General features: G+C 37.3%; 17 protein-coding genes. All 17 read right to left on the bottom strand.

The genetic code is table 11. The annotated features are described in order from the left end of the window. Positions 1–145 precede the first annotated feature (145 nt). Positions 146–2,008, bottom strand: coding sequence for a glycoside hydrolase family 13 protein (locus tag RBU59_RS19610; RefSeq protein ID WP_308144168.1), 1,863 nt, complete (start codon positions 2,006–2,008; stop codon positions 146–148). A 12-nt stretch (positions 2,009–2,020) separates the two neighbouring features. Continuing rightward, positions 2,021–3,391: a sugar ABC transporter substrate-binding protein gene (locus RBU59_RS19605; RefSeq protein ID WP_308144167.1), complete on the bottom strand. Its 1,371-nt coding sequence runs from the start codon at positions 3,389–3,391 to the stop codon at positions 2,021–2,023. Positions 3,392–3,577: 186 nt separating this feature from the next. After that, the gene (locus RBU59_RS19600; protein WP_308144166.1) at positions 3,578–4,399 is read right to left on the bottom strand and encodes a sugar ABC transporter permease; all 822 of its coding nucleotides are present in this window, start codon (positions 4,397–4,399) and stop codon (positions 3,578–3,580) included. An 11-nt stretch (positions 4,400–4,410) separates the two neighbouring features. Continuing rightward, a complete protein-coding gene (locus RBU59_RS19595; protein WP_308144165.1) occupies positions 4,411–5,748 on the bottom strand; it encodes a carbohydrate ABC transporter permease in 1,338 nt (445 codons plus the stop codon). A 416-nt stretch (positions 5,749–6,164) separates the two neighbouring features. After that, positions 6,165–7,088, bottom strand: coding sequence for a LacI family DNA-binding transcriptional regulator (locus tag RBU59_RS19590; RefSeq protein ID WP_308144164.1), 924 nt, complete (start codon positions 7,086–7,088; stop codon positions 6,165–6,167). An 80-nt stretch (positions 7,089–7,168) separates the two neighbouring features. Beyond that, the gene (locus RBU59_RS19585) at positions 7,169–8,008 is read right to left on the bottom strand and encodes a carbohydrate ABC transporter permease (protein ID WP_308144163.1); all 840 of its coding nucleotides are present in this window, start codon (positions 8,006–8,008) and stop codon (positions 7,169–7,171) included. A 12-nt stretch (positions 8,009–8,020) separates the two neighbouring features. Further along, positions 8,021–8,905 (bottom strand): carbohydrate ABC transporter permease, encoded by an 885-nt coding sequence (locus tag RBU59_RS19580; protein WP_308144162.1) that lies wholly within the window; start codon positions 8,903–8,905, stop codon positions 8,021–8,023. A gap of 101 nt (positions 8,906–9,006) precedes the next feature. Then, positions 9,007–10,326, bottom strand: coding sequence for an extracellular solute-binding protein (locus RBU59_RS19575; protein ID WP_308144161.1), 1,320 nt, complete (start codon positions 10,324–10,326; stop codon positions 9,007–9,009). A 1-nt stretch (position 10,327) separates the two neighbouring features. Next, a complete protein-coding gene (locus tag RBU59_RS19570; RefSeq protein WP_308144160.1) occupies positions 10,328–12,127 on the bottom strand; it encodes an alpha amylase N-terminal ig-like domain-containing protein in 1,800 nt (599 codons plus the stop codon). Positions 12,128–12,130: 3 nt separating this feature from the next. Continuing rightward, on the bottom strand, positions 12,131–13,147 hold the full coding sequence (locus RBU59_RS19565; protein ID WP_308144159.1) for a LacI family DNA-binding transcriptional regulator: 1,017 nt from the start codon (positions 13,145–13,147) through the stop codon (positions 12,131–12,133). 453 nt (positions 13,148–13,600) lie between these two features. Continuing rightward, positions 13,601–14,287 carry an MgtC/SapB family protein gene (locus RBU59_RS19560; RefSeq protein ID WP_308144158.1) on the bottom strand — a complete coding sequence of 229 codons (687 nt, stop codon included), beginning with the start codon at positions 14,285–14,287 and terminating at the stop codon, positions 13,601–13,603. Between the two features lie 65 nt (positions 14,288–14,352). Further along, positions 14,353–15,129 carry a histidinol-phosphatase gene (locus RBU59_RS19555; RefSeq protein ID WP_308144157.1) on the bottom strand — a complete coding sequence of 259 codons (777 nt, stop codon included), beginning with the start codon at positions 15,127–15,129 and terminating at the stop codon, positions 14,353–14,355. Positions 15,130–15,222: 93 nt separating this feature from the next. Beyond that, positions 15,223–16,962: an extracellular solute-binding protein gene (locus RBU59_RS19550; protein WP_308144156.1), complete on the bottom strand. Its 1,740-nt coding sequence runs from the start codon at positions 16,960–16,962 to the stop codon at positions 15,223–15,225. Between the two features lie 44 nt (positions 16,963–17,006). Then, on the bottom strand, positions 17,007–17,891 hold the full coding sequence (locus RBU59_RS19545) for a carbohydrate ABC transporter permease (protein ID WP_308144155.1): 885 nt from the start codon (positions 17,889–17,891) through the stop codon (positions 17,007–17,009). Positions 17,892–17,907: 16 nt separating this feature from the next. Further along, positions 17,908–18,798: an ABC transporter permease gene (locus RBU59_RS19540; protein WP_308144154.1), complete on the bottom strand. Its 891-nt coding sequence runs from the start codon at positions 18,796–18,798 to the stop codon at positions 17,908–17,910. 312 nt (positions 18,799–19,110) lie between these two features. Then, a complete protein-coding gene (locus tag RBU59_RS19535) occupies positions 19,111–20,133 on the bottom strand; it encodes a response regulator (RefSeq protein WP_308144153.1) in 1,023 nt (340 codons plus the stop codon). After that, positions 20,126–21,883 carry a sensor histidine kinase gene (locus RBU59_RS19530; RefSeq protein ID WP_308144152.1) on the bottom strand — a complete coding sequence of 586 codons (1,758 nt, stop codon included), beginning with the start codon at positions 21,881–21,883 and terminating at the stop codon, positions 20,126–20,128. The genes RBU59_RS19535 and RBU59_RS19530 overlap by 8 nt, the downstream gene beginning before the upstream one ends. Positions 21,884–21,973 lie beyond the last annotated feature (90 nt).

Here is a 21,973-nt window from a genome sequence, read left to right as displayed (position 1 = left end):
TCTACCTTCTTATAGTATAATTTTAGCGGTCAAAATTATATGATTATGGTGCTAATAGTACATATAATCTTGCTATTTTATGAGACTGATATAAAAAAGTATGGACAGCCTTGCCCTTTCACAGCCTGGTTGTCCACCTTTCATTTCACCATCCAGTATAATTTACACAAAATACTCTGTAATCATAAGAACTTAGTTTTATTTTTTCTCCTAATTTAATGTTACTGTCGCTCATAAGATCTTTACATTTCACTCCTGTCAACTCTTCCGGCAGGTTAAGTATTACTTCTCTCTCGTCATTATGGAGAAGAACATAAAGCGTTTCCTTTGATGTTATCTTTTTATACATAACCGTATCCATATCCGAGGTTAAAGTAATCCAGCTGAAATTTACTGTTTTAAAACTATCATATAACTTTCTTAAATTTATAAGTTTCTGAATCACAGTGGATAGACTCTTATTCCACTTGCTTTCCTCCCAGATCATACATTGCCTGTTACTATGATTTCCTCCCTCCATTCCAATTTCACTTCCATAGTAAACACAAGGCGATCCCGGATAGGTAAACAGAAAAATATAGGCCAGTATTACAGCTTTACTATTTCCCCCCATCACACTCAGAACTCTTTCTGTATCATGGCTGTCCAGAAGATTGAGAATATTACTTGATACGTGTTTCGGGTAATCAGATATCAATTTTCCTACAGCAAATTTAAATTCCTGTGCATGGTACTTAACACCGTTACTGTTATCCCTCCGGAAGAAATTCCAGACAGGGGTCGTAAATTCATAATTCATCACTCCATCAAACTGATCACCTTGAAGCCAGGGATAGGAATTATCCCAATTTTCTCCGAGAATATAGACCTCTGGGTTTACCGCTTTTACCCTTTTGCGGAATTCCCGCCAGAAGTCATGGGATATCTCATTGGATACATCCAATCTCCAGCCATCGATATGGTACTGTTCAATCCAATAAACAGCTGCTTTCAACAGGTATTCACGCACAATGGGATTTCCGGTATTCCATTTTGGCATAGACTGTGTATATGCAAAGGTACGGTAATTTAGGCATTCTTTGGGACAGTCTTCCGGCATCCCATTCACCAGTTTTCCAAATAAAACCGGTTTATCCGCATCCAATATGTAAAAACAATCATAATACCTGGAATTCCTCCCATTTTTTATCACATCCTGCCAGAAAGGATGAAAGAATCCACAGTGGTTAAAAACAGCATCCAGCATTACTTTAATTCCCCGATTGTGAGCTTCTTCTACCAAGCGGCCAAAGATTTCATTATCTCCAAAATCAGCATCCACTTTAAAATAATCAGTTGTATCATATTTATGCGAACTTGGCGAAGTAAAAATCGGATTCAGGTAAATACCGTTAAAACCACATGCTTTGATATAATCAAGCTTTTTAATAATCCCAGCCAGATTTCCGCCGAACTTTTTATTAGATCCATCCAGTTCATCACTTCCCCAGGGCAGAACATCCCTCCCATCCTCCGGTGATCCATTACAGAACCTTTCCGGAAATATTTGATACCATATGGTGTCAGAAACCCAGTCAGGGGCATGGTAAAGGTCTTCTTCATTAATGTATGGATAGTTGAAATAATTATTCAGATTGTATAGTATACTCTCCTCCTCTGTGTAAGGAATCCAGTCATGGCTGCCAATGATATATTTTTCACTGTCATTTTCAACAATAAAACAATATTTCGTACGCTTCCATTTAATATCCGGTACTTCTGCAAACCAACAGTCATAGAAGCTGGTGACCTGATCTTTTTGCATATTGATATGAATGACAGAATTTTTGTCAAAGTCATAAATCGGAGTGTCATCCCCACGGGGAATCCAGTTAAATGGGTCTACTGCCATTAATTCTACTTTTTTCACCTCATCTCTGGCTGTTTTCAGTCGGAGATGCAGTGTATTTTCGTCATATGCATAAGATAATGCACTTTTGGGTTCATGTATAATTGCTGAAAAATTCATTCCGGTCTCTCCTTATTCACTGGCAACAAGTGCTTCAAAATCATCCTGGGCTTTCTTTGCCCCTTCCTGTGGTGTCAGCTTTCCATCAAATACAGCGCTTAATACACTCTGCATAATTGTCCAGTAATATGAAATACGTTTTGTACTGGGCATAGGTACGGATTTTGTAAACTCTTCTGAAAAAACCTTTAGTTCCCGGTCATCTTTCAAGCCCTCAATACTGGATATATCTTTATTTGCCGTAATTTTATAGGCCTTACTGTACAAAAGGGAAGCCGCCTCATCGGAAGTTAGAAATACTGCCAGCAGTTCCGCTGCTTTCGGGTACTCTGTATAGGCAGATACATAGGCGTTTTGCACCGCACTGAAAGATTTCATAGGTTTACCATCATAGGTTGGAAGTTGTGTTACTCCGAAATTAATATTTTCTTCCTTGAGGGATTTAATCAGCCAGGGTCCGATCGGATAGTATGCAGTCTTGCCTTCTTTGAATTTTTGCTCCAAAAGTGACATGGTCTCTATTTTAAGATCATCTGCTTTAATTGGTATTATTTCTTTTAGAGATGCGATTGCTTCCAGTCCTTTTTCAAATTCCGGTCTATTAAATCCAGGATTATCCCCATCTGTTCCATCCGCACCAAATAGCTGAAATCCATAAAGACTTAAGAAAGGATAGGCAGGATAACCATCGGTTGGAACCGTCAGGTACCAGAACTTATTTTCAGCCGCGTTATTATAGGCCCTTGCTTCTTCTTTAATCTGTTCAAAGGTAGATGCCGGTTCTCCGGTTACCAGTGTCTTATTATAAAGCAGGGCATAGGTTTCAATGGATACAGGTACCCCGTATATCTTTTTGTTGTCAGTCACTGTCTTTACTGCAGTCTCATTGATTTTTTCTGAAACAGTCCGAGCACTGTCCGCACTCAGTTCAGCCAGAATTCCGGCATCTTTTGCTGTTAAAAAGGAATCATGGGCAGCCATAAAGACATCTGCACCATTTCCGGCAGGTCCGTCTAACATCATTTTGTTAACCGTATCCAGTCCATTTTCCTGCACCTCCACCTTGACTCCGTATTTTTGTTCAAATAATTCGGCGACTGCTTTTCCATACTCCAAATATCCTGACAAGGTCCAGAAATTAAGTTTAGCCCCATCTTCCGGTATTAAATTTACGGTTTCACCCGTCTGTGTCTCATTTCCGGACACTTCGGATGATCCTGAACTCTCATCAGCTGACTTTGGATTATTTCCTGCTGCCGATTCACCTGCTGCTTCCACGGTATTCTCATCCTGCTCTAAAGGTATTTCTTTTTTAGCACAGCCGGCGAAAACACCGCATACCAATGTAACAACCAGTAATAAACTAAGTATTTTTTTCATCATCTTAACCTCTTCCTTTTTATTTTTTATAATTTTTATATTGTTATAATAATTCTTTCTCCCATATAATTTTGTTCATTAGGCAATTACGGAACTAATAGTTTTCTGTATATACCATATACTTGATACGAATTTCAGAGCTTCAGTTACCCTCCAGGAATATGTTCATTAAAAAAATGCACAAATCTCTCATCCTTTATCCGCCCCGGATGAAACACCTTGAACCAGGTATTTTTGAAAAATAATAAACATAGCCGTTATCGGCACTGCTATCAGTACGGCGCCACAAGCAAATATTGTAAAGTTAGTACTTTCTTTCCCATTGATAAGCGCAAATAATCCGACTGCCAGTGTTCTGGTCTTATCACCGGATAAGAGAATATTCGGCAGGATATAATCCATCCAGGGCAGCATAAACTGTGATACCGCACAATATGTGATGATCGGTTTCGACAAAGGAAGTGTAATATACCGGAGGGTCTTAAACCTTGTACAGCCATCCATATAAGCAGCTTCATCAATAGCCAGTGGTATCCCGTCCAGATAACCTTTTACCAGCCAGGTATTATATGGAATTGCACCTGCCGAATACACGATAATCAGGGTAATAGGCTTACCGATTAAACCTAATGTAAGAAACAGCGTATAGATTGCAGTCATGGATAAAAAAGTCGGAAACATGGACAAAATCATAATTGCCATCAAACCGTATTTTTTGCCTTTAAACTGGAATCTGGACATAATCCAGGCTGTGACCATAATCAATGCAACCGACAAAACCATGTTTGCAAGGGCTACTCTTAACGTATTGAAAAACCATATTCCATAATTGGTCTCTGCAAACAGACGTTTATAGTTAGCGATTGTGAGTTCGTCAAATCTTATATATTCCGATGGACCGCTTCCTTTTTGAAAAGATGACAATACGATCCAGATAACAGGTACAAGAACCAAACAAGACATCAAGACCAGTTCCGTATGGATTAAAACAGACGTAATTTTTTTCTTCATTCCTGATCCTCCTATAATTCCTTAAAGGAAACGGTTCTTTTAAAATTCCAGAAAGAAACGGCACCCACTAAGGCAAAAAGCAGAACACTCATAACGGCTGCAATGTCATACATCTGCTGGTTCAACGTCAGTTTATAAATCCAGGAAATCAAGATATCCGTACTCCCTGCAAACTGCATATCCGCATTATTGGGCCCGCCCTGCGTCAGAAAGTAAATAGCACCGAATGCATTAAAATTTCCTGCCATACTCATAATTAAATTTGCTGAGGTCGCTTGCAAAACCAATGGCAAAGTAATTTTACAAAAACTCTGGTAACTGTCCGCTCCGTCTATTGAAGCAGCTTCATACAGACTCTGGTCAAGATTCGCAAGTACTCCCAGCATCATTACCATAAATACGGGAAATCCCAACCATAAATTTACAATAATAATTGAAATCTTAGCGATTACAGGATTGGTCAAAAAAGGGATATTATCTGTAATAATACCAATCTTTAACAGAACCTGATTAAGCGGGCCGAATTGTCCGTTCAGAAGATTACGGAATACCAAAAGGGATACCATCTGTGGAATAGCCCATGGCAGGATTAAAATCGTCCGGAATATACTTTTACCATGAACGGAGGGATGATTCAAAATCAGAGCCTGGAGCATTCCGAAAAAATAAGTACTTAGTGTTCCCGCCAAAGTCCAGATCACTGTCCAGACTAAAACTCTCAAAAATGTATGGGACCAAATGGGAACCAGGAACAATTTGCGAAAATTTGAGAATCCCACCCAGTCAAGGAGATGTCCCGGCGGCAGATGATCTCTATTATAATTTAAGAATGCCGTCAGAACAGAAAAAACAATGGGCATTACCACAATAAACAAAAATACGATTCCTATGGGTAATAATACTATGTAAGCAAAATTTTTACTGGAAAACTGCTTGAAGTAATCTTTAGAATTAATATATACGCTGGTTTTATCAATTTGCTCTCCCGCTTTGTAAGCATCCCTGACATTCCATATATAAGCCGCTATAAATATTCCTAATACAAATAGCGAGATAACTCCCTTAATTAATAACATTGTAGAGTGATCCCCATATTTGCCACCGGTTTTCACCCCTAAAGTTATCAACCCCCATATTCCCCTGGTAAAAAAGCCGCCATGCAGACGGATTGAGAACTCCGGTATTAACCCTTCTGCAAATTCCAGCCAATAACCGCTAAACAACTCGATGCAAATCATTAACACCTGTATTCCAAAAATCAGTAATCCTTTCATTCTTTGTCTGCATACGATAAACTGCCCGCTTCCCCAAATAAAAACAGACATACATAACGCTTTGGTTTTTTTCATTATTCTAACACCTGTCTCTCATTTCTCTTTTCGAATTTCATATCCTCTCTGGTATGATACATCCACTTTTCCCTAAATTAATACATTATTACTTATGCGCTTAAACTACTGTAATTATAGTATTTTTAATTTTTATAGTCAATTATTTTTGTGCATATTATATATTTTCATCATAATATACAATTAATTTTTATTTCAATTTAACTTAACATACTTAATTTTATTCATTTAAGTAAAAGTAATTTAAATTAAGCTTTTATTTTCCATTATAATTGGATGTTATACAATTTTGTTAAGTACTTAATTCATTTTCAGTTAAAATAAAAAAGAAATCGTGTTTTGGTGATTATCACGATTTCTTTCCTATTATTTATTCGTTTTGTTCTAAGATTTAAATGTCACAAAATCCAATTCAATCAATTATCCCGCCATTCCGGCCGTATATAGGTAACCCGTTCCACTTCGTTGGTATTATCGAGGCGCAGTAGCCTGTCCATAATCTCAACTGCTTTTTCTGCTTTCTTTTTATTACTTACAATAATAACTTTGGTATCAGGTAATAGCATAATATCCTTTTCGGAATTCACAACCACTGATATATTGCGGTTATCTGCATAATTTTCTACCTGCATTCCCAACAATTCACCGATTACCAGTCCTTTTTGATTGTGATGCTCCCGCAGAAACTGTATCAGACTGCTGTCATAGCGATTAACAAATATATCTTTAGGAGGTATCCTTTTAGAAATAGTCTCATAAACATTCTTGTTAAAGTGATCCTCCATAACTACATAAAAGCTGTTACCCAGCTGTTTTTCTGCTATTTGTAAAACCTTTTCATAATCTGTAAGTATTTTGCAGAAAATCGGATCTTCAACATATCCCTCTATAAAAATAGCAGGCACATAAAACCTGTTGGCAATGGTTTTCAGTCTTTCTTCATCCATATCAAAAATAAATACGGCATCTAAGGAACGTTTCTGCCCTATTACAATATCCTTTTCCATTTCTTTGGCAGGTAATAGAACCACATCATAACCTTTCGGGTATAGGTTCCGTTGAATTTCTCTGGATAGATCATAATATTGGTAGATTTTACTTTTTTTGTTCCGTCCCTCCATGTTAATTATGATCCCTACCAAATAGCTTCTTTGGCTTGCCAGGGTTTTCGCATTCATATTGGGAACATATTTTAACTTATTAGCGACTTCAAAAATGTGCATTCTTGTCTCGTGGCTGATTTTTTCCTTTTCCGAATAATTAAGCACATAGGACACCGTAGCAGTAGAAACTCCCGCTTCCTTTGCTATGTCCTTCATGGTAACCCGTTTATCTGACATAATAACCTCCCGGAGCAGATTCCTTATGCGGTTAAGTATACCATTTTGCTAATATACTGTCAATTTAAAACACCGGGTTATCAACCTTTCACACTTCCCGTTGTTAGTCCTGCCACAAAAAATCTTTGGAAGAAAATAAAAATCAGCAGGACAGGAATAAGGCTAAGGGCTGATAGAGCAAATACATAACCCCATTGGGTAAACTGGTGCTGTCCGAAAAATCCGGATATGGCTATTGGTAACGTTCTAATCCTGTCATCATTTATTACGGTATTGGCCCAGGGAAATTCTTCCCAGGCAGTCAGAAAATTAAATATGGATACCGATGCGATACCAGCTCTGGCCAGAGGTAATATGACTTTTGCAAAAACTGTTATAATACTCCCACCGTCCATGTATATCGCTTCATCTAATTCCCTGGGTATATTTACCACAAATCCCTTTATCATAAAGGTAGAATATGGTATTACCCACGCTGTATAAAAAGGTATCAATCCCAGCAGTTTATTAATGGTATTCATTTTAACAGCCAATTCGTATTGCGGGACTATCAATGTCATTCCCGGTATAATCATAGTCAGCATAATAAAAGCAAATAAAAAAGATTTCCCCGGAAATTCAAATCTAGCAATCACAAACCCTAATGCGGAGGCTATTATTGCAACCAGTAAAACCGTTACGGACGATACTAAAACACTGTTTAAGAAATTAATATAAAATTTTGACTGCCTTATTATATAATTGTAATTCTCCAATGTTATCTGTTTAAAAGTTGGTAAAAACTTCGGAGGGAATTCGTACAAAGCTCCATTTGGCTTTAATGATGTACTAAGCATATAGACCATCGGCAGTACTACTATAAAAATACCCGCAATCAAAAGAAAATACAAAATACCCTGCATATAAAATCTCTTTTTCATATTCACCGGTCCTTAATTTTTCTCTGTTTTTATAAGACGAAACTGTATTACGGCCAATATTGCCAGGGTAACGGCAATGATAAATGACAAGGCTGCCGAATAACCGAATTTTCCGGTACTGAATGCTTTATAATACATCCAGGTCAAAACAGTATCCGTCTGATGTCCGGGTTCTCCTCCGGTAATCATTTTAATGGAGGTGAAAACATTGAAACCGCCTATGGTAAGCATAACTAATGCAAATAAAACAGTCCCTTTAATGGACGGTAACGTAATGCTTATAAATTTTCTAATTGCTCCTGCCCCGTCCATTGCAGCCGATTCATATAATTCGGCCGGTACAGTTTGTAGTGCGGCCAGAAATACGACCATGTTCCATCCAATTCCTTTCCAGGCTCCCAGCAACATAGCAACTGTAAGACCGGCCCACCGGTTGTCCAGCCACCTGATATTTTGTTCTGCAGCATGTACAATATGAACCAGAAAATAGTTGAGCAATCCTTCCGTATTAAAAATATATTTAAATACTAAAGATGCAATAACCCAGGAAGTGATTACCGGCAGGTAATACAAAACCCGGAATCCTACCTTAAAGTGGCTGATACTGTTAATCAGCATTGCTACGAAAAGGCCTGCGGCCATTTGTGCCGGTACTGTTACAATAGTATAAACAATGGTATTGACAAAAGAAATCCTAAAATATTCATCCTGCAGAACATTTTTATAATTATTTAGTCCAATAAATTTCTGCTCCAAAATCGATCCAAAATCCCATTCAAAAAAACTGTTTATAAATAATCTGGCTATTGGATAGAGTGTAAATAAAGCAAATATCAGTAACCCTGGAAGGAGCAATACTGCAATTTGTATTTTATAACTGATTGTTCTTTTCTTCATTTCCGCTCCTTATTTAAATACACTTGGTTGACTTCATGATTTTATCGTTATATAATAACTGTGTAGTACGACAAGGTTTTAATCTTATCGTACTACTTATATTATTCTGTTAAAAGGCGATCCATTTTTACAGCAAGTTCATCCATTGCTTCCTGTGCTGTTTTATCACCAAGCATAACTGACAGCACTGCAATTGAAAGTTCGTTGTCTATTTCAGACCAGCTTGCTACCGTTGGACGAGCTTTTGCATTTTTAATTGCTTCAATAAATGGTGCAAAATCTGAATTTTTAACAGTATCACTTTCGAGTGTTGCCTTATTGACAGGTATTTGACCGCATTTTGCCATTTCTTCCTGGGCATATTCACCGGTCATAAACTTTATGAATTTCCAAGCTGCCTCTTTATTAGGGGTATTAAACATAGAAATATCTTCACCGCCCAGTACGGAGTGAGAACCGCCTTTACCTGCCGGGATTTCAGCTGTCGCATATTCAAAATCCGGATAAGCTCCGGCCATTTCAGCTATTTTCCAGGGGCCTTCCAGTATCATCCTATATCTGCCGGTTCCAAAACCGTCGGTCATAGGAATATCCCCGCTGTTCCATCCGGTAATGGCCTGATTCTTATATAGGTCGGCAAGCATTTTAATTGCCGCTACGGTTTCCGGACTGTTTATATAACCGGTGGCAACGGTCTGTTCTTCATTGGTTAAAGAACCGCCGAAACTCCAAATGTACGGGCATATATTCCAGCCGGCCAGTGCGGGTTCATTGTATCCCCATACCTGTTGGCCGTTACTGTTGGTTCCTGATAGTTTTTTTACGGCTGCTGCGAATTCTTCCATTGTAGTTGGGACAGCTATACCGGCTTCTTTCAAAGCTTTGACATTATAAAAAAGTATTTTGGTATTGGTGTTTAATGCCAAACCGTAGGAGTGACCACCTATATTAGCAGTGCTCATGGCACTATCCAATAGTTTATCCGCAATTTCCTGATAGTCACTCATTTCCTCGTCAAGAGGAATCAGTATTCCCATTTTCTGGAATTCCGGAATCCAAGCGCTGTCCAGCCGTGCTACATCCGGCAGGGTATCTGAGGTTGCACTGATTATTAGTTTTTGATGTAAATCGGCCCATTCATGGGATACCGCATTCACCTTGACCTCCGGATTTTCTTTTTCGAATTCAGGAATTAACACTTTCATTAGTGTTTCGTTTTCAGCTGACTGAGCACTATAATGATGCCAGAAATTAATTGTAACCTTTTCGGTTTTACTTTCGGTTTTATCTTCTGTCGTTTCTGTTTTCCTGTCTTCCTGACCGGATTCAGATTTTACTGGTGATTTACTACAACCTGTTATAGCCGCCAAGCACATTGCAGTTGTTAGTATAATTGCCAGTATTTTTTTGCTTCCTTTCATTTTAAATACCTCCGTTTACTTTTTTTATGACTTTCATGGAATATGTACCGAGATCGATGTGAATCGTTCCTTTGTATTCCAATATGTCCCCGTTATAAAAATTTTGTTCACCCACAATATTTCCTGCGAAGTATTCTTCACCGTCTGTCAAACTGACATACTGCCCCTTTCCTAAAACCGGAAGTTCTGTTGTTGTACTATTCCCGCTGTTATGGAATATCACATAAAGTTCCTCATCTTCTAGAAACCTGACAAAACCATATATATTTTTTTCCTCCTCGCATATAACAGTCCGGTAATCCCCAAATCGGATGCAGTTATATTCTTTCCGGATACGTATCAGCCATTGATACCATTGCAGCAGCTCTTTTTTTTGTTCTTCCTTTTCCCATATCATAGCTTTCCTGCAGTCAGGGTCATTACCGCCGGTCATTCCAACTTCATCTCCGTAATATACTGCCGGTGCTCCCGGCATAAAAAATTGAAAAGAGGCAGCTAATTTAAATCTCTCTGTATTTTCACCGCATAAGGTAAGAAAACGTTCCGTATCATGGCTGTCCAGCAGATTGTATAAGGCCTGATTAGTCTCTTTTGGATAAGCCGCCAGCATCTGGTTAATCCGTCCATCAAATTCTTTTGCACCGATTTTCTCAAGAGCGAAATAATTCATTACGACATCGCGGAAAACATAATTCATTATACTGTCCAGGGAATTTCCCTGCAGCATATTTCTTCCATATCCCCAGGTTTCACCAAGAAGCAGTTTATCCGGATATTTGGACTTAATCTGCAATCTTGCTTCCTGCCATACCAGGCTGTCTACTTCATCCGCCACATCCAGCCGCCACCCGTCAATATGAAATTCTTCAATCCAGTAAGACATAACTCCAAGAATATAATTTCTTACCTCTGGATTTGAGGTATTCAGTCTGGGCATCCACTTATATGCACCTACACATTCGTAACAGTTATTCGAAATATTTACCGGATATTTAGTAACATGAAACCATTCCTTATAGTTCGACTTTTCCTGATTCTTAAGTAAATCCCGAAAGGGCTCAAATTGCACTCCGGTATGGTTAAATACTCCGTCCAGGATAATCCTGATATTATTATTATGGCAGGCTGCAACCAGTTCCCGGAATTCTTCTAAAGTACCGAATTCCGGATCGATTTCATAATAGTCGGTGGTTGCATATTTATGATTAAAATCCGCTTTAAATATGGGGTTTAAATAGATACACTGGATACCAAATTCCTTAAGGTATCCTATTTTATCTGTTATACCTTTCAGATCTCCTCCCATGTAATTTTCCCTGGTCGGTAAACTTCCCCAGGGAACGCAGTCCCTTCTGTCATTTTCTTTTTTTCCGTTATTAAATCTCTCGGGAAAAATCTGATAATAGATAATCCCTTTCGCCCAATCCGGTATCTCAAATATATCATTCTGATTAGCATACAGAAATTCAAAATACCCATCATCCGGCTCCCTGTCATAAATTCCATAAGAATTAACAAAAACAGTATCATTTTTATGACCCTCAAGCTTAAAATAATATTTCTGGTATCTTGCGACTCTGGAAAATATTACTTCCACTTCATAATAATCAAACAGGGCATCTCTTTGTTTGCATACAAGTTTAACTTCTTTTTTCTCTGCGGGGTTTGTCCTTGCCCAGTAAATCAGGATGCAGTTTTTTATATCTTCCCTGCCCGTCCTTATCCGGAATATTAGACGGTTTCTGTTACGCAGGTAAACATAACTTTTCGTATTTATATGTCTTATAGCCTCTTTTATCATAGCTCACCTTCTTTTGGAGGATTGACGCAGTATCAGCCTGGTGGAGATGACCGTCTGCCGGTTCCCACTGTCTGTCCTCTTTATTTTGTTTAATAAGTTTGCAGCTGCCTGTTCTCCCAGGGTATAGGTGTCTACATCCACTGCAGATAACGGAGGATCCATATACTCTGCAAAAGGATAGTTATCAAAAGTGACTACTCCGACTTCCTCCGGCACCCGAATCTTCCTGCTCTTTAAAAATTTGAGTACCTGGAACGCAATCATATTATTAGAGCATATGAATGCATCCGGTTTAATTTCTCCGGATATCAGCTCATCCATCTGTGCATCCAAATTACCGGTACTTTCATTACAGGTTCTTATGAATTCTTCCCTACAGGGAAGAGATTCTTTTCTTAAGCCTTCAAGAAATCCGGTCAGCCTGTTTTTTGAAAAAACCGTATCCGGGTTTTCATATAAAAAAGCAATCTTTTCAAATCCCATATCCGCCAGGTGTTTCACAGCCAGTTCGCTGCCGGCCGTATTGTTGATATCGACCCAGCTTATCCTGTCTTTTTCAATCTCCGGTTCTCCCAACACCAGAAACGGAAAATCTTCCTCAATTAACAGATTTATTAATTTAGAAGTTACACTGGAGGACGGTAAAATAATACCGTCTACTTTATTCTCCAGAACAAGGCTTTTTACGGCGGTCCTGTTTTTGTTTTCCCTGTTGTTTGTGATTAAAAGATTATATCCGTTGGCTTGGACAACTGCTTCAATTGCAAATACGCTTCTGTTAAAAAATGCATTCGAAAAAGTATTTTCTTCTTCCGCATCAATGACCAGTCCTATTGTATTCGTACTCCCATTGGCAAAATTTCTTGCCAGGCTGTTGGGATGGTATTTCATTTCTTCCATGGCCTCCAGGATCTTTTGCCTTGTCTCTTCCGAAATAGCCGTGCTGCCGTTTGCAACTCTGGAAACGGTAGAGGGAGATACCCCTACTTTTTTGGCTATATCTTTTATGGTAACTGTCAAATTTGCTCCTCCTTTCCATGCAACCGTTTGCATAATCAATCAAAAAAAATAAGTATTAACACTTTAATATATGATGCAACCGTTTGCATAGTCTAATAATATTATATTATTTTGTGATTGTCAATAATAAATTAAGTATTTATGTTAATAAACCGGTTGATTTGTTACAGTTCAGCCTACGGCTGAATTGTAACAAATGATGCACAGAAATTATGCATTCTGCATAATTTCAGACATGTAAGTCTCGGATTTTTATGTGACTTTTGCTTCGCTTCAGAAACAAAAAATACCTGACGGTACCATCTCCGGCAAAAGCTAAGGCTCATTTAAATCCGGCCAAAAAAAAATAATTAAGCACCTGCGGCTTAATTATTTTTTCAGGAAAACTGCTTTTATTGTTTCTTTCTCAAGCATTTCTCTTCCGAAGCATACTCCAATCCCTACTGAGAGTCTTTATATTTCCTCCAGATATTCAACTCCGTCAATAGAATTTACTAATAGCTGTAGTTTTTCAGACTCCACTTTAACTAAAGGTATTAAAGTTAAAGTTGCACCGATTTTCGATTTATCATCTGCTTTGATAAATTCCAAATCAGAAACTTTAACCTTGTTCTCTTTTAAAAAGGTCATCATCTCCCGTATTACTTTTATTTCTCTGAATTCTATGTATACCCGAAATATTTTAACACGTGAATGTATAGGAACTTCTAATCGATGCAGAAGCGAATTAACAACCCATATAGATAAAGTCCCCAGCAGGGCAGCACTATAAAATCCACATCCAACTGTCAGTCCAAGACAGGCACATGCCCAGAGCGAGGCCGCTGTCGTTAAGCCTTTTACCTGATGCCTTCCCGTAATTATAATTGTTCCTGCTCCCAGAAAACTGACTCCGCTGATTACCTGTGCCCCCATTCTGGCAACATCAGTTGAGGTACCCATATTATATAAGTATTGATTTGTTATCATCGCTAAACTTGATCCGATACAAACAAGAATATGGGTACGAAGACCAGCAGGACGTCCTTTTCTCCCTCTTTCAAATCCGATGATTCCGCCGCAGATCAAAGCCAACAATAGTCGAAATGCTATGGTTATCGGGGATATGGAATGGAGTATGTTAAGAATATTATCTATCAATTATTATCCCCTTTTCTTCTATCACCTTATAGGTAATTATAAAACTCCACCTGATCTTTCATAAATTATATGTCCAAAACTATATTTAACCCCAACTCCCCTGCCTCCAGATATGCTTTTTTAACAATATCATCATAAATCTGAATGGGCTCATGACAATCTGAACCGATGATCACAGGGATTTTAGCATCAGCTGCTCTTTTCCAAAACTGAATATGAGGATATTGATACCGCTTACCATCAATAAATTCATGCAATCCTCTTCGATATCCGTTCGCATTGTATTCAATAATAAAATTATTCTCTGCCGCTGCTTCTATTATCAGATCACAAGCTCTGTTGCAATTATTATCCCACGCCAAATTATTGACAAAGATAATATCCGGATGGGCAAATATACTAAAATAACCGCTTTTCATACCTTGTATGGAATAATTGGTATAATCAATATATTGTTCTGAATTATGTATATTATAAACGTTAATCATATTGCCGGAAGAATCTTCATAAAAATGCTGACCCATTATTAAATAATCACATTTTTTTTCATTTAATAAACTATCATAAAAGTATTCATAACCTTTAATATATTCCCCTTCAAAACCACATAAAATTTCTAATTTATTTTTGTACTTTTCTTTTAAATAAAGTACTGTAGTTATGTATTCATCTATTTCTGCATATGGCATCCGCATCCCAAAGATATCTCCGGGAAAGGGAAGATGATCCGAAAAACCTAAAACATCCAGTTCATACTCCAGAGCTTTCTCCACATAATTTTCTTCTGTCCCAATCGCATGCCTGCATCTTGCACAATGGGTGTGATAATTTACCTTTTTCATATTACACTTTCTTTCTATGTAGAAATGCAGCCAAACAAGTTATAATATTTATAACTAACCTGATTTGGCTGCTTATGTTTGAATTAAGTATTATTATTTATTAATTTCTGCTTTAATTTCTTCCAGAATCTTGTCTCCGCCCTGACTTTTCCAATTTGTAACAAACTCATCAAAACTGTCTATGGAAGCCTGACCCATTATAATTTTTGCAAATGTTTCGTCTTCCATCTTCTTTAAATTAGCCCAGTTTGATTCCATTGTATCCGTTTGGCCATAAAATGCGCTGTAAACCTCCTCATACCCTTCTTCTACGGATGGACGTTCACCAACCATAATGGAAACCAGTCTCGGAAGATTGGTGGATGCTATGTCACTGCTTAAATCCCAATTTTTTAAACTATAATCATCGAAAGGTTCCTTCTTTAAAACTTTAATTGCTTCCATATCATTCTTCAATAATTTATGAGTTGAAAAATCTACATCGTCTTCTGTGATTTCTCCATTCACATATTTTTTCAATGTATCATAGGATACTTCAATTTCATCTGCATTATCATAAACATTGAATAACGGATATACATCGGATGTATCCAGTTCTTCCGGTGTAATACCGCTGTCACCAATACCGTTTTTTACCCAGGTTGGTTCATTGTATAACAAGTAATTTATGATTTTCATGGCAGCTTCCGCATTCTTACAGTTTTTATTAACAACAACGTATTGGGTTGTAGGTTCTGCCATATGTGCATAATATTTTCCGTCGGAAGCCAAAGGAGTATTATAAGCCTGCCAGTCAATTTTTCCGCTTAATAAGCTGTCTGCAACTGTATATCCTGCCCACCATGGTCCAAAGAAGATACCTACGTTTCCTGCAAGTACAGGTTCTGAACTGTCATCACGGATTAACATCTGAGGATCAATTAATCCATCCTTATACATAGATGCCAGTTCCTTTAATGCATCTTTGGTTTCCGGCTGTATGGAACCATATTTTATTTCACCAGACTCATCTTTCAACCAATATTGCGGGTAAGATTTAAAGGAACCGAAAATCGGGTCCAAGCCCCAGAGATTACCACCGATACCGTCAAGTGCACCGGAGTTGGCAGGTCCAATGATACCAACGGTATCATCCTTACCATTCCCATCCGGATCCTGAGTTACAAATGCCTTAGCAACTGTTTTTAAATCCTCTAAAGAACGTGGTACCTCTAACCCTAACTTATCCAGCCAATCCTGACGAATCCACATTACATTAACTCCTCCGGCCTTAATATTCGGAGCCGGTATCGCCATCATTTGTCCATCCTTCGTTATCATTTCAGTTAATTGATCTCCACCGCTGCTTACAAAGCTTTTTAACATGTCGGAGGCATAACTGTTATAAGCATCCGTAAGAGGCTGCAGCTGCCCATATTTTAACATTGCACGATACTGGTTGGAACCAACATTCATAATATCCGGAAGTGTATTGCTTCCAATACACAGGTTCATTTTTTGCTGGAAATCCGTATTGGAACTAACCCAGTCATAAACAATATCAATATTTAAATCCTTTTTAATCGCATCCAGAAATGCATTATCCTCTATAGATTGTCCCTCAGGGAAAGATACATTTGGATTTAATCCTTGCCCTAGATGAATCGTAACTGTGTCCTTATAAGGATCCAGCGGTCCCCCCGCTTCTGTTGCTTCTGATGAAACCTCATCAGCGGTTGACTGTGTCACAGCCGTTTTCTCTGATTCTTTTCCATTCCCCCCACCGCTGGAACATCCGTTTAACGTTCCTAACATTGTCATAACTACTAATAGTGCTAATAACTTTTTCTTCAATTGACTTCCTCCTTTATCATTAAATTATTTATATTGCATAAGACTCAGCCTTTCACTGAGCCTAACGTAATACCTTTTACAAAGTATTTCTGTAGAAAAGGATAGATAAGCAAGATGGGAACCATGGCTATGAATATTTTTGCCGCATCTAAAGATTGATTATTCAGTTGAATTACCTTTTTTATCTGTTCTACTGACATAGAAGAATAATCCTGAGAGACAACCATCTGCTGGATATAGGTCTGTAACGGATAATTGCTTTGTTTCGTATTCAATACCAGTCCCTGAAAGAAATCGTTCCAATGACTGACTATCGTTAATAACGATATCGTCGCAATCATTGGTTTTGCAAGAGGTATATTAACCTTTATAAAAGAAATCCAGGGTCCGGCTCCGTCTACATAAGCTGCTTCTTCCAATTCAGATGGAAGATTTCGAAAGAAATTCATTGCCATAATTACGTTAAATACCGGGAGACTTCCTGATAACACAAGCCCCCATATATTATCAATCAAATGATAGTTCCGCATGGTCATATACCAAGGGATGGTTCCTCCATTAAAAAGCATACAAAATATTAAAGTCCACATGAATATGTTACGCTTCGGAAACTGCCTTTCTGTTCTGGAAAGCGGGTAAGCCACCATAAGCGTACACCCTACCCCCAAAATTCCCCCTAATATAACTCTTTGTATGGAAACCAGAAAAGATTTTAAAAAAGCTGCTTCTCCCAATATCTTCTGATAAGATAGTAAATTGAAACCAACGGGCCAAAATGTAACCTGACCTGCATTGACTGCTTCCTTGCTGCTTAAAGATACCATTAATATGTACCATAAAGGGATCAGGCATGCTAAAGTTATTACAATGAGAATAATTACATTACATATATCAAATATCTTTGATCCTATTGATCTATTTTCAATCATTTTGCCGCCTCCTTTATTAAAATATCTTATAACCAGCAAATTTGTCTGCCAGCCAGTAACCAAGTGTTATAAGAATCAAACTCACAACAGATTTCAATAGACCTACTGCTGTTGCAAGGCTGAATTGAAGATTTACCAGTCCGGCACGATATACCCAGGTATCCAAAATATCACCAGTGGAATAGACCAACGGATTATAAAGATTAAATATTTGCTCAAATCCCGCATGTAATACATTGCCCAGTGACAAGATTGCAAGCAGTGCAATGGTTGTTTTGATTCCTGGCAAGGTAATATGCCATAAACGAGAAAATCTACCCGATCCGTCAACTGCCGCTGCCTCATATAAAGTAGGATCAATACCAAGTAACGCAGCTAAATAAATGACTGCATTATATCCAAAACCTTTCCATATGTCGGTGCCGATAACCAGCGGGCGGAATAAATCCGCACGTCCAAAGAAATTTATGGAATCCACCCCCAAATACTGCAAGAAATTATTAATTGGTCCTGTATATCCAAAAATATTCAAAATAATTTTAGCCAGTATTACCCAAGAAAGAAAATATGGGAGATACACTATGGTCTGAATCGGGCGGAATAACTTTTTAATACATAATTCATTTAATAATAAAGCGAAAATCAGAGGAACAATTAAATTTCCTATTAGTTTTCCAACAGCGATAATAATCGTATTTATAAATACCTGCCTGGTATCACTCATCTGGAACATATACTTAAAATTATCCAGTCCCACAAATTCTGATTTTAAAATCCCATCCACAGGATTAAAATTCTGAAAAGCCATTGCAACTCCGAACATCGGCACAATACTGAATAAGATAAGCCAGATAAATCCCGGTATCAGCATGATATAATATTGCTTCAGAAACTTTTTATTGAACATAAACGTTATCCTCCCATTTTTCTGATTCCATTCAAGCGCTTACACGACCATGAATCCTTACTTTTAATCCTCAACACGTCTGTTAAAATAGTACCAAATTCGCTTTTTCTTATCTATGGTCTAATGTTATACCTTCACCTAACATTAACATGTTTTCTTATAAGAGTTGTAAAAATTGTTTTATCTTTAGTAAACATTTTTCAGGCTTTTTATTGCATAGGTAAGTTCCGAGAACTTTACTATGTAATAAAAAAGCCGGAGTTTAGTCTATATGAACTAAATCTCCGGCTTATTCCACTAAGTTTATACCTGCTATATTAAATTTTTCCGAAAATCCGTAGGAGAACTTTTCATAACTTCATGAAAAACACGATTGAAATAATTAATATCATCAAAACCTGATTCTTTTGCGATATCTATAACTTTCTTATCAGTTTTAGTTAACAGCCCGGCAGCCACAGCCATTCGTTCTCCTTTCACATATTCATGAAATGTTTTTCCCGTAAATTTCTTAAAATTTATACTAAAGTAACTACGACTCATACCTATTTCATCTGCTACTTCTTCCGCTTTCAAATTTTCAGTGAGATGTATCTTTAGATAGTTTATCGCTCTCATAATACAGATTTGCATTCCTACATTCTTACTTCTTTGTAAAGCCCATTCATATAATGCATATCTCCATTCCTTAAGCCAATCCAGGATCAAATCAATTTCCGTTAAAAACGGCATCGCAGTCTCTTCTCTTCCGAAACTGTTATCAGTGGATTGTATACATTTTAAAAATAGACGTTCTAATTTTCTATTATCCGGTTTTAACTGTTTTGTTTTATTTATAAGTATTTCAAATTGAGCTGTATCATAAAGCCAATAAAAATTCTGCCATTCTTTTTTCAGAACATCCCATTCATCCTGCGTCATATGAGTATCCGTATATTTAGAAGATGTATTATTCCGTTGCTTATAATTGCTAAAAACACGTTTAAGTATAGATTCTCCATCTTCCTTTTCCATCTGAACCTTAGAAATGTAATCTAAAACTCCATACCGGATAGCAGCTTGCGCATAAGAAAATTCTTCATAAAATGTTAAAACTACAAACTGTACATTAGGGAAATTTTTACGGCATTCCTCCATCAACTCAATACCACCAAGTTCCGGCATGTCAATATCGACAAACATGATATCTGCTTCCTGATCCTTAAGAAATTCCAATGCTGCCCTTCCGTTTTGAACATCTCCAATAATTTTCATATCATATTTATCCCAGGGCATTATAGAAATAATACCTTTTCTTGCCAATTTATCATCATCCACAATTAAGACCTTAATCATAGTTTCCCTCCAATGGTAATAATAAAGTCACTTTTGTACCTTTACCGAGTTCACTGTTAATTGTAAGAAATGCACGCCCCTCATAAAAAGATTCCAGCATGGATCTGACATAACGTAATCCAACTCCGTCATTTTCCACACTTCCATCTGATTTATACTGGAACGGCCGGTTTAATCTTTCCAATTGTTCTACGTTCAGACCTTTCCCATTGTCCTTAATCGTTATTACAATATACCCTCTTTTAACATCCTTAAATAAATATAAAAATATTTTACCGGTTTCTCCAAGACCATGCCTTAATGCATTTTCTACCAGAGGCTGTAATAAAAGCCTTATCGTCGGCTGATCCAGATAATCTCCTTCTTCTACCTGTAAATCCACTTCAAAATCATACCGCATCCTCTGAAGTTTGATATATTTTCTTAAGAATTCCAGTTCAGTACGAAATGTAGCAATTCGGTCCTGTTTGCCCAAATTATAAGATAATAAAAATATAAGACTTGATAAAAAATCTCCTATATCCTTTTGTTTATTTATCTGCGCCATCCAATGCACTGAATTTAAGGTATTCAGCAGGAAATGCGGATTGATTTTATACATAAGTTTCTCAACTTCGGTTTTACTGCGCTTTTTTTCTTCTTCCTCTACATCTGTCAAAAGCTGCCTTATCTGCCCTTTCATATTACTGAACTGTTTTAGCAGTTGATCAAACTCTATAATACCAAGCTCATAGTCCGCCTCTTCCAGATTTCCTTGCCCTGCCTGCTCAATCTCCTGCCCAAATAGCTGCAAAGGCCTATAGATTAACCGATAGATCATTAAAACTGAGAGATAAAGCATAATAATTGATATAAAGAGTATCAAAAATATCCGATTTTTCCATTGATAAATTTCTTTTCTATAAAATTTCTCCTGTACTGCAAAAACATTAATATATCCTATTTCACTTCTTTTTGCAACAATAAAATATCCGTTTTTCATCCCGGAATACATTTTTTCAGAATCAAAACTATCCAAATTAAAAATCTCACCGGGCTTAAAATCATTATTGCTGCTGTACCTGATTTTTTGTGTTGTATCTAGCTGCAGCAAATCAATGGGAACGATATCGTTATTTGTTAAATCAGAATTTTGCTCCAGATATTCATCTATGTTAACATTCATTTCAACATATGTATATAATTGCCTGTTTTGAAAATTATCCTGTCCAAGCATAGAGATAACCATGCCATTACTCTTTTTTGTTTTTGATTCGGATAATCCCCGTAAGTTGTCTCCGGCTGCCGTTACCAGTTCCGGAGCATCAAAAAGATCATAACCGGGAATCATTAAATTTTCATCAAATAGACAATTACCGTTTAAAGGATCATAATAACCGGCAAAATTAACAGAGGAGTTAGGAAAACTCACATTAATCAACTCATCCGATAACTTTCTTTTTGTCTTATAAATATAAAAAGCATTCTTCTGGGACATATAGTCTACTAACAAGCCACCTATAAATCCACTTTCTTTCATCTGCTGTGTAATCCGTACCATACTGTAATATGCTTCGTCCATATGTTCTGTCATTTGTTTTAAAGACATTTTTAAGGCTGCTTCGGTTTTGTTTTTTTCCATCGAATGAAGCGCGGCATAGGATACAATCACGAGAGAAAGCAGACTCACAATGGTAACCATTAATATTATCGCTACTAATCGCTGCCTTATGGACGACAACCTTTTTCGTTTCCATCTAATCCTTTTCATCTTGCTATTTCACCATTCTCTGTTTTAGCGTATTGTGCATTTATTCAATCGATTATCCCATAATTTGATACGAAAAACAACTATTATGTG

It is taken from the genome of Anaerocolumna sp. MB42-C2, assembly GCF_030913705.1.
GTDB lineage: Bacteria > Bacillota > Clostridia > Lachnospirales > Lachnospiraceae > Anaerocolumna.
This window is presented reverse-complemented; position numbering and strand designations above follow the sequence as displayed.

What these genes read in the sequence shown, in the direction of transcription:
- RBU59_RS19575 (WP_308144161.1), bottom strand. Translation starts at nt 10,326, where the DNA reads ATGAAAGGAAGCAAAAAAATACTGGCAATTATACTAACAACTGCAATG.
- RBU59_RS19535 (WP_308144153.1), bottom strand. Translation starts at nt 20,133, where the DNA reads ATGATTAAGGTCTTAATTGTGGATGATGATAAATTGGCAAGAAAAGGT.
- RBU59_RS19595 (WP_308144165.1), bottom strand. Translation starts at nt 5,748, where the DNA reads ATGAAAAAAACCAAAGCGTTATGTATGTCTGTTTTTATTTGGGGAAGC.
- RBU59_RS19605 (WP_308144167.1), bottom strand. Translation starts at nt 3,391, where the DNA reads ATGATGAAAAAAATACTTAGTTTATTACTGGTTGTTACATTGGTATGC.
- RBU59_RS19585 (WP_308144163.1), bottom strand. Translation starts at nt 8,008, where the DNA reads ATGAAAAAGAGATTTTATATGCAGGGTATTTTGTATTTTCTTTTGATT.
- RBU59_RS19610 (WP_308144168.1), bottom strand. Translation starts at nt 2,008, where the DNA reads ATGAATTTTTCAGCAATTATACATGAACCCAAAAGTGCATTATCTTAT.
- RBU59_RS19600 (WP_308144166.1), bottom strand. Translation starts at nt 4,399, where the DNA reads ATGAAGAAAAAAATTACGTCTGTTTTAATCCATACGGAACTGGTCTTG.
- RBU59_RS19590 (WP_308144164.1), bottom strand. Translation starts at nt 7,088, where the DNA reads ATGTCAGATAAACGGGTTACCATGAAGGACATAGCAAAGGAAGCGGGA.
- RBU59_RS19580 (WP_308144162.1), bottom strand. Translation starts at nt 8,905, where the DNA reads ATGAAGAAAAGAACAATCAGTTATAAAATACAAATTGCAGTATTGCTC.
- RBU59_RS19545 (WP_308144155.1), bottom strand. Translation starts at nt 17,891, where the DNA reads ATGATTGAAAATAGATCAATAGGATCAAAGATATTTGATATATGTAAT.
- RBU59_RS19530 (WP_308144152.1), bottom strand. Translation starts at nt 21,883, where the DNA reads ATGAAAAGGATTAGATGGAAACGAAAAAGGTTGTCGTCCATAAGGCAG.
- RBU59_RS19555 (WP_308144157.1), bottom strand. Translation starts at nt 15,129, where the DNA reads ATGAAAAAGGTAAATTATCACACCCATTGTGCAAGATGCAGGCATGCG.
- RBU59_RS19570 (WP_308144160.1), bottom strand. Translation starts at nt 12,127, where the DNA reads ATGATAAAAGAGGCTATAAGACATATAAATACGAAAAGTTATGTTTAC.
- RBU59_RS19540 (WP_308144154.1), bottom strand. Translation starts at nt 18,798, where the DNA reads ATGTTCAATAAAAAGTTTCTGAAGCAATATTATATCATGCTGATACCG.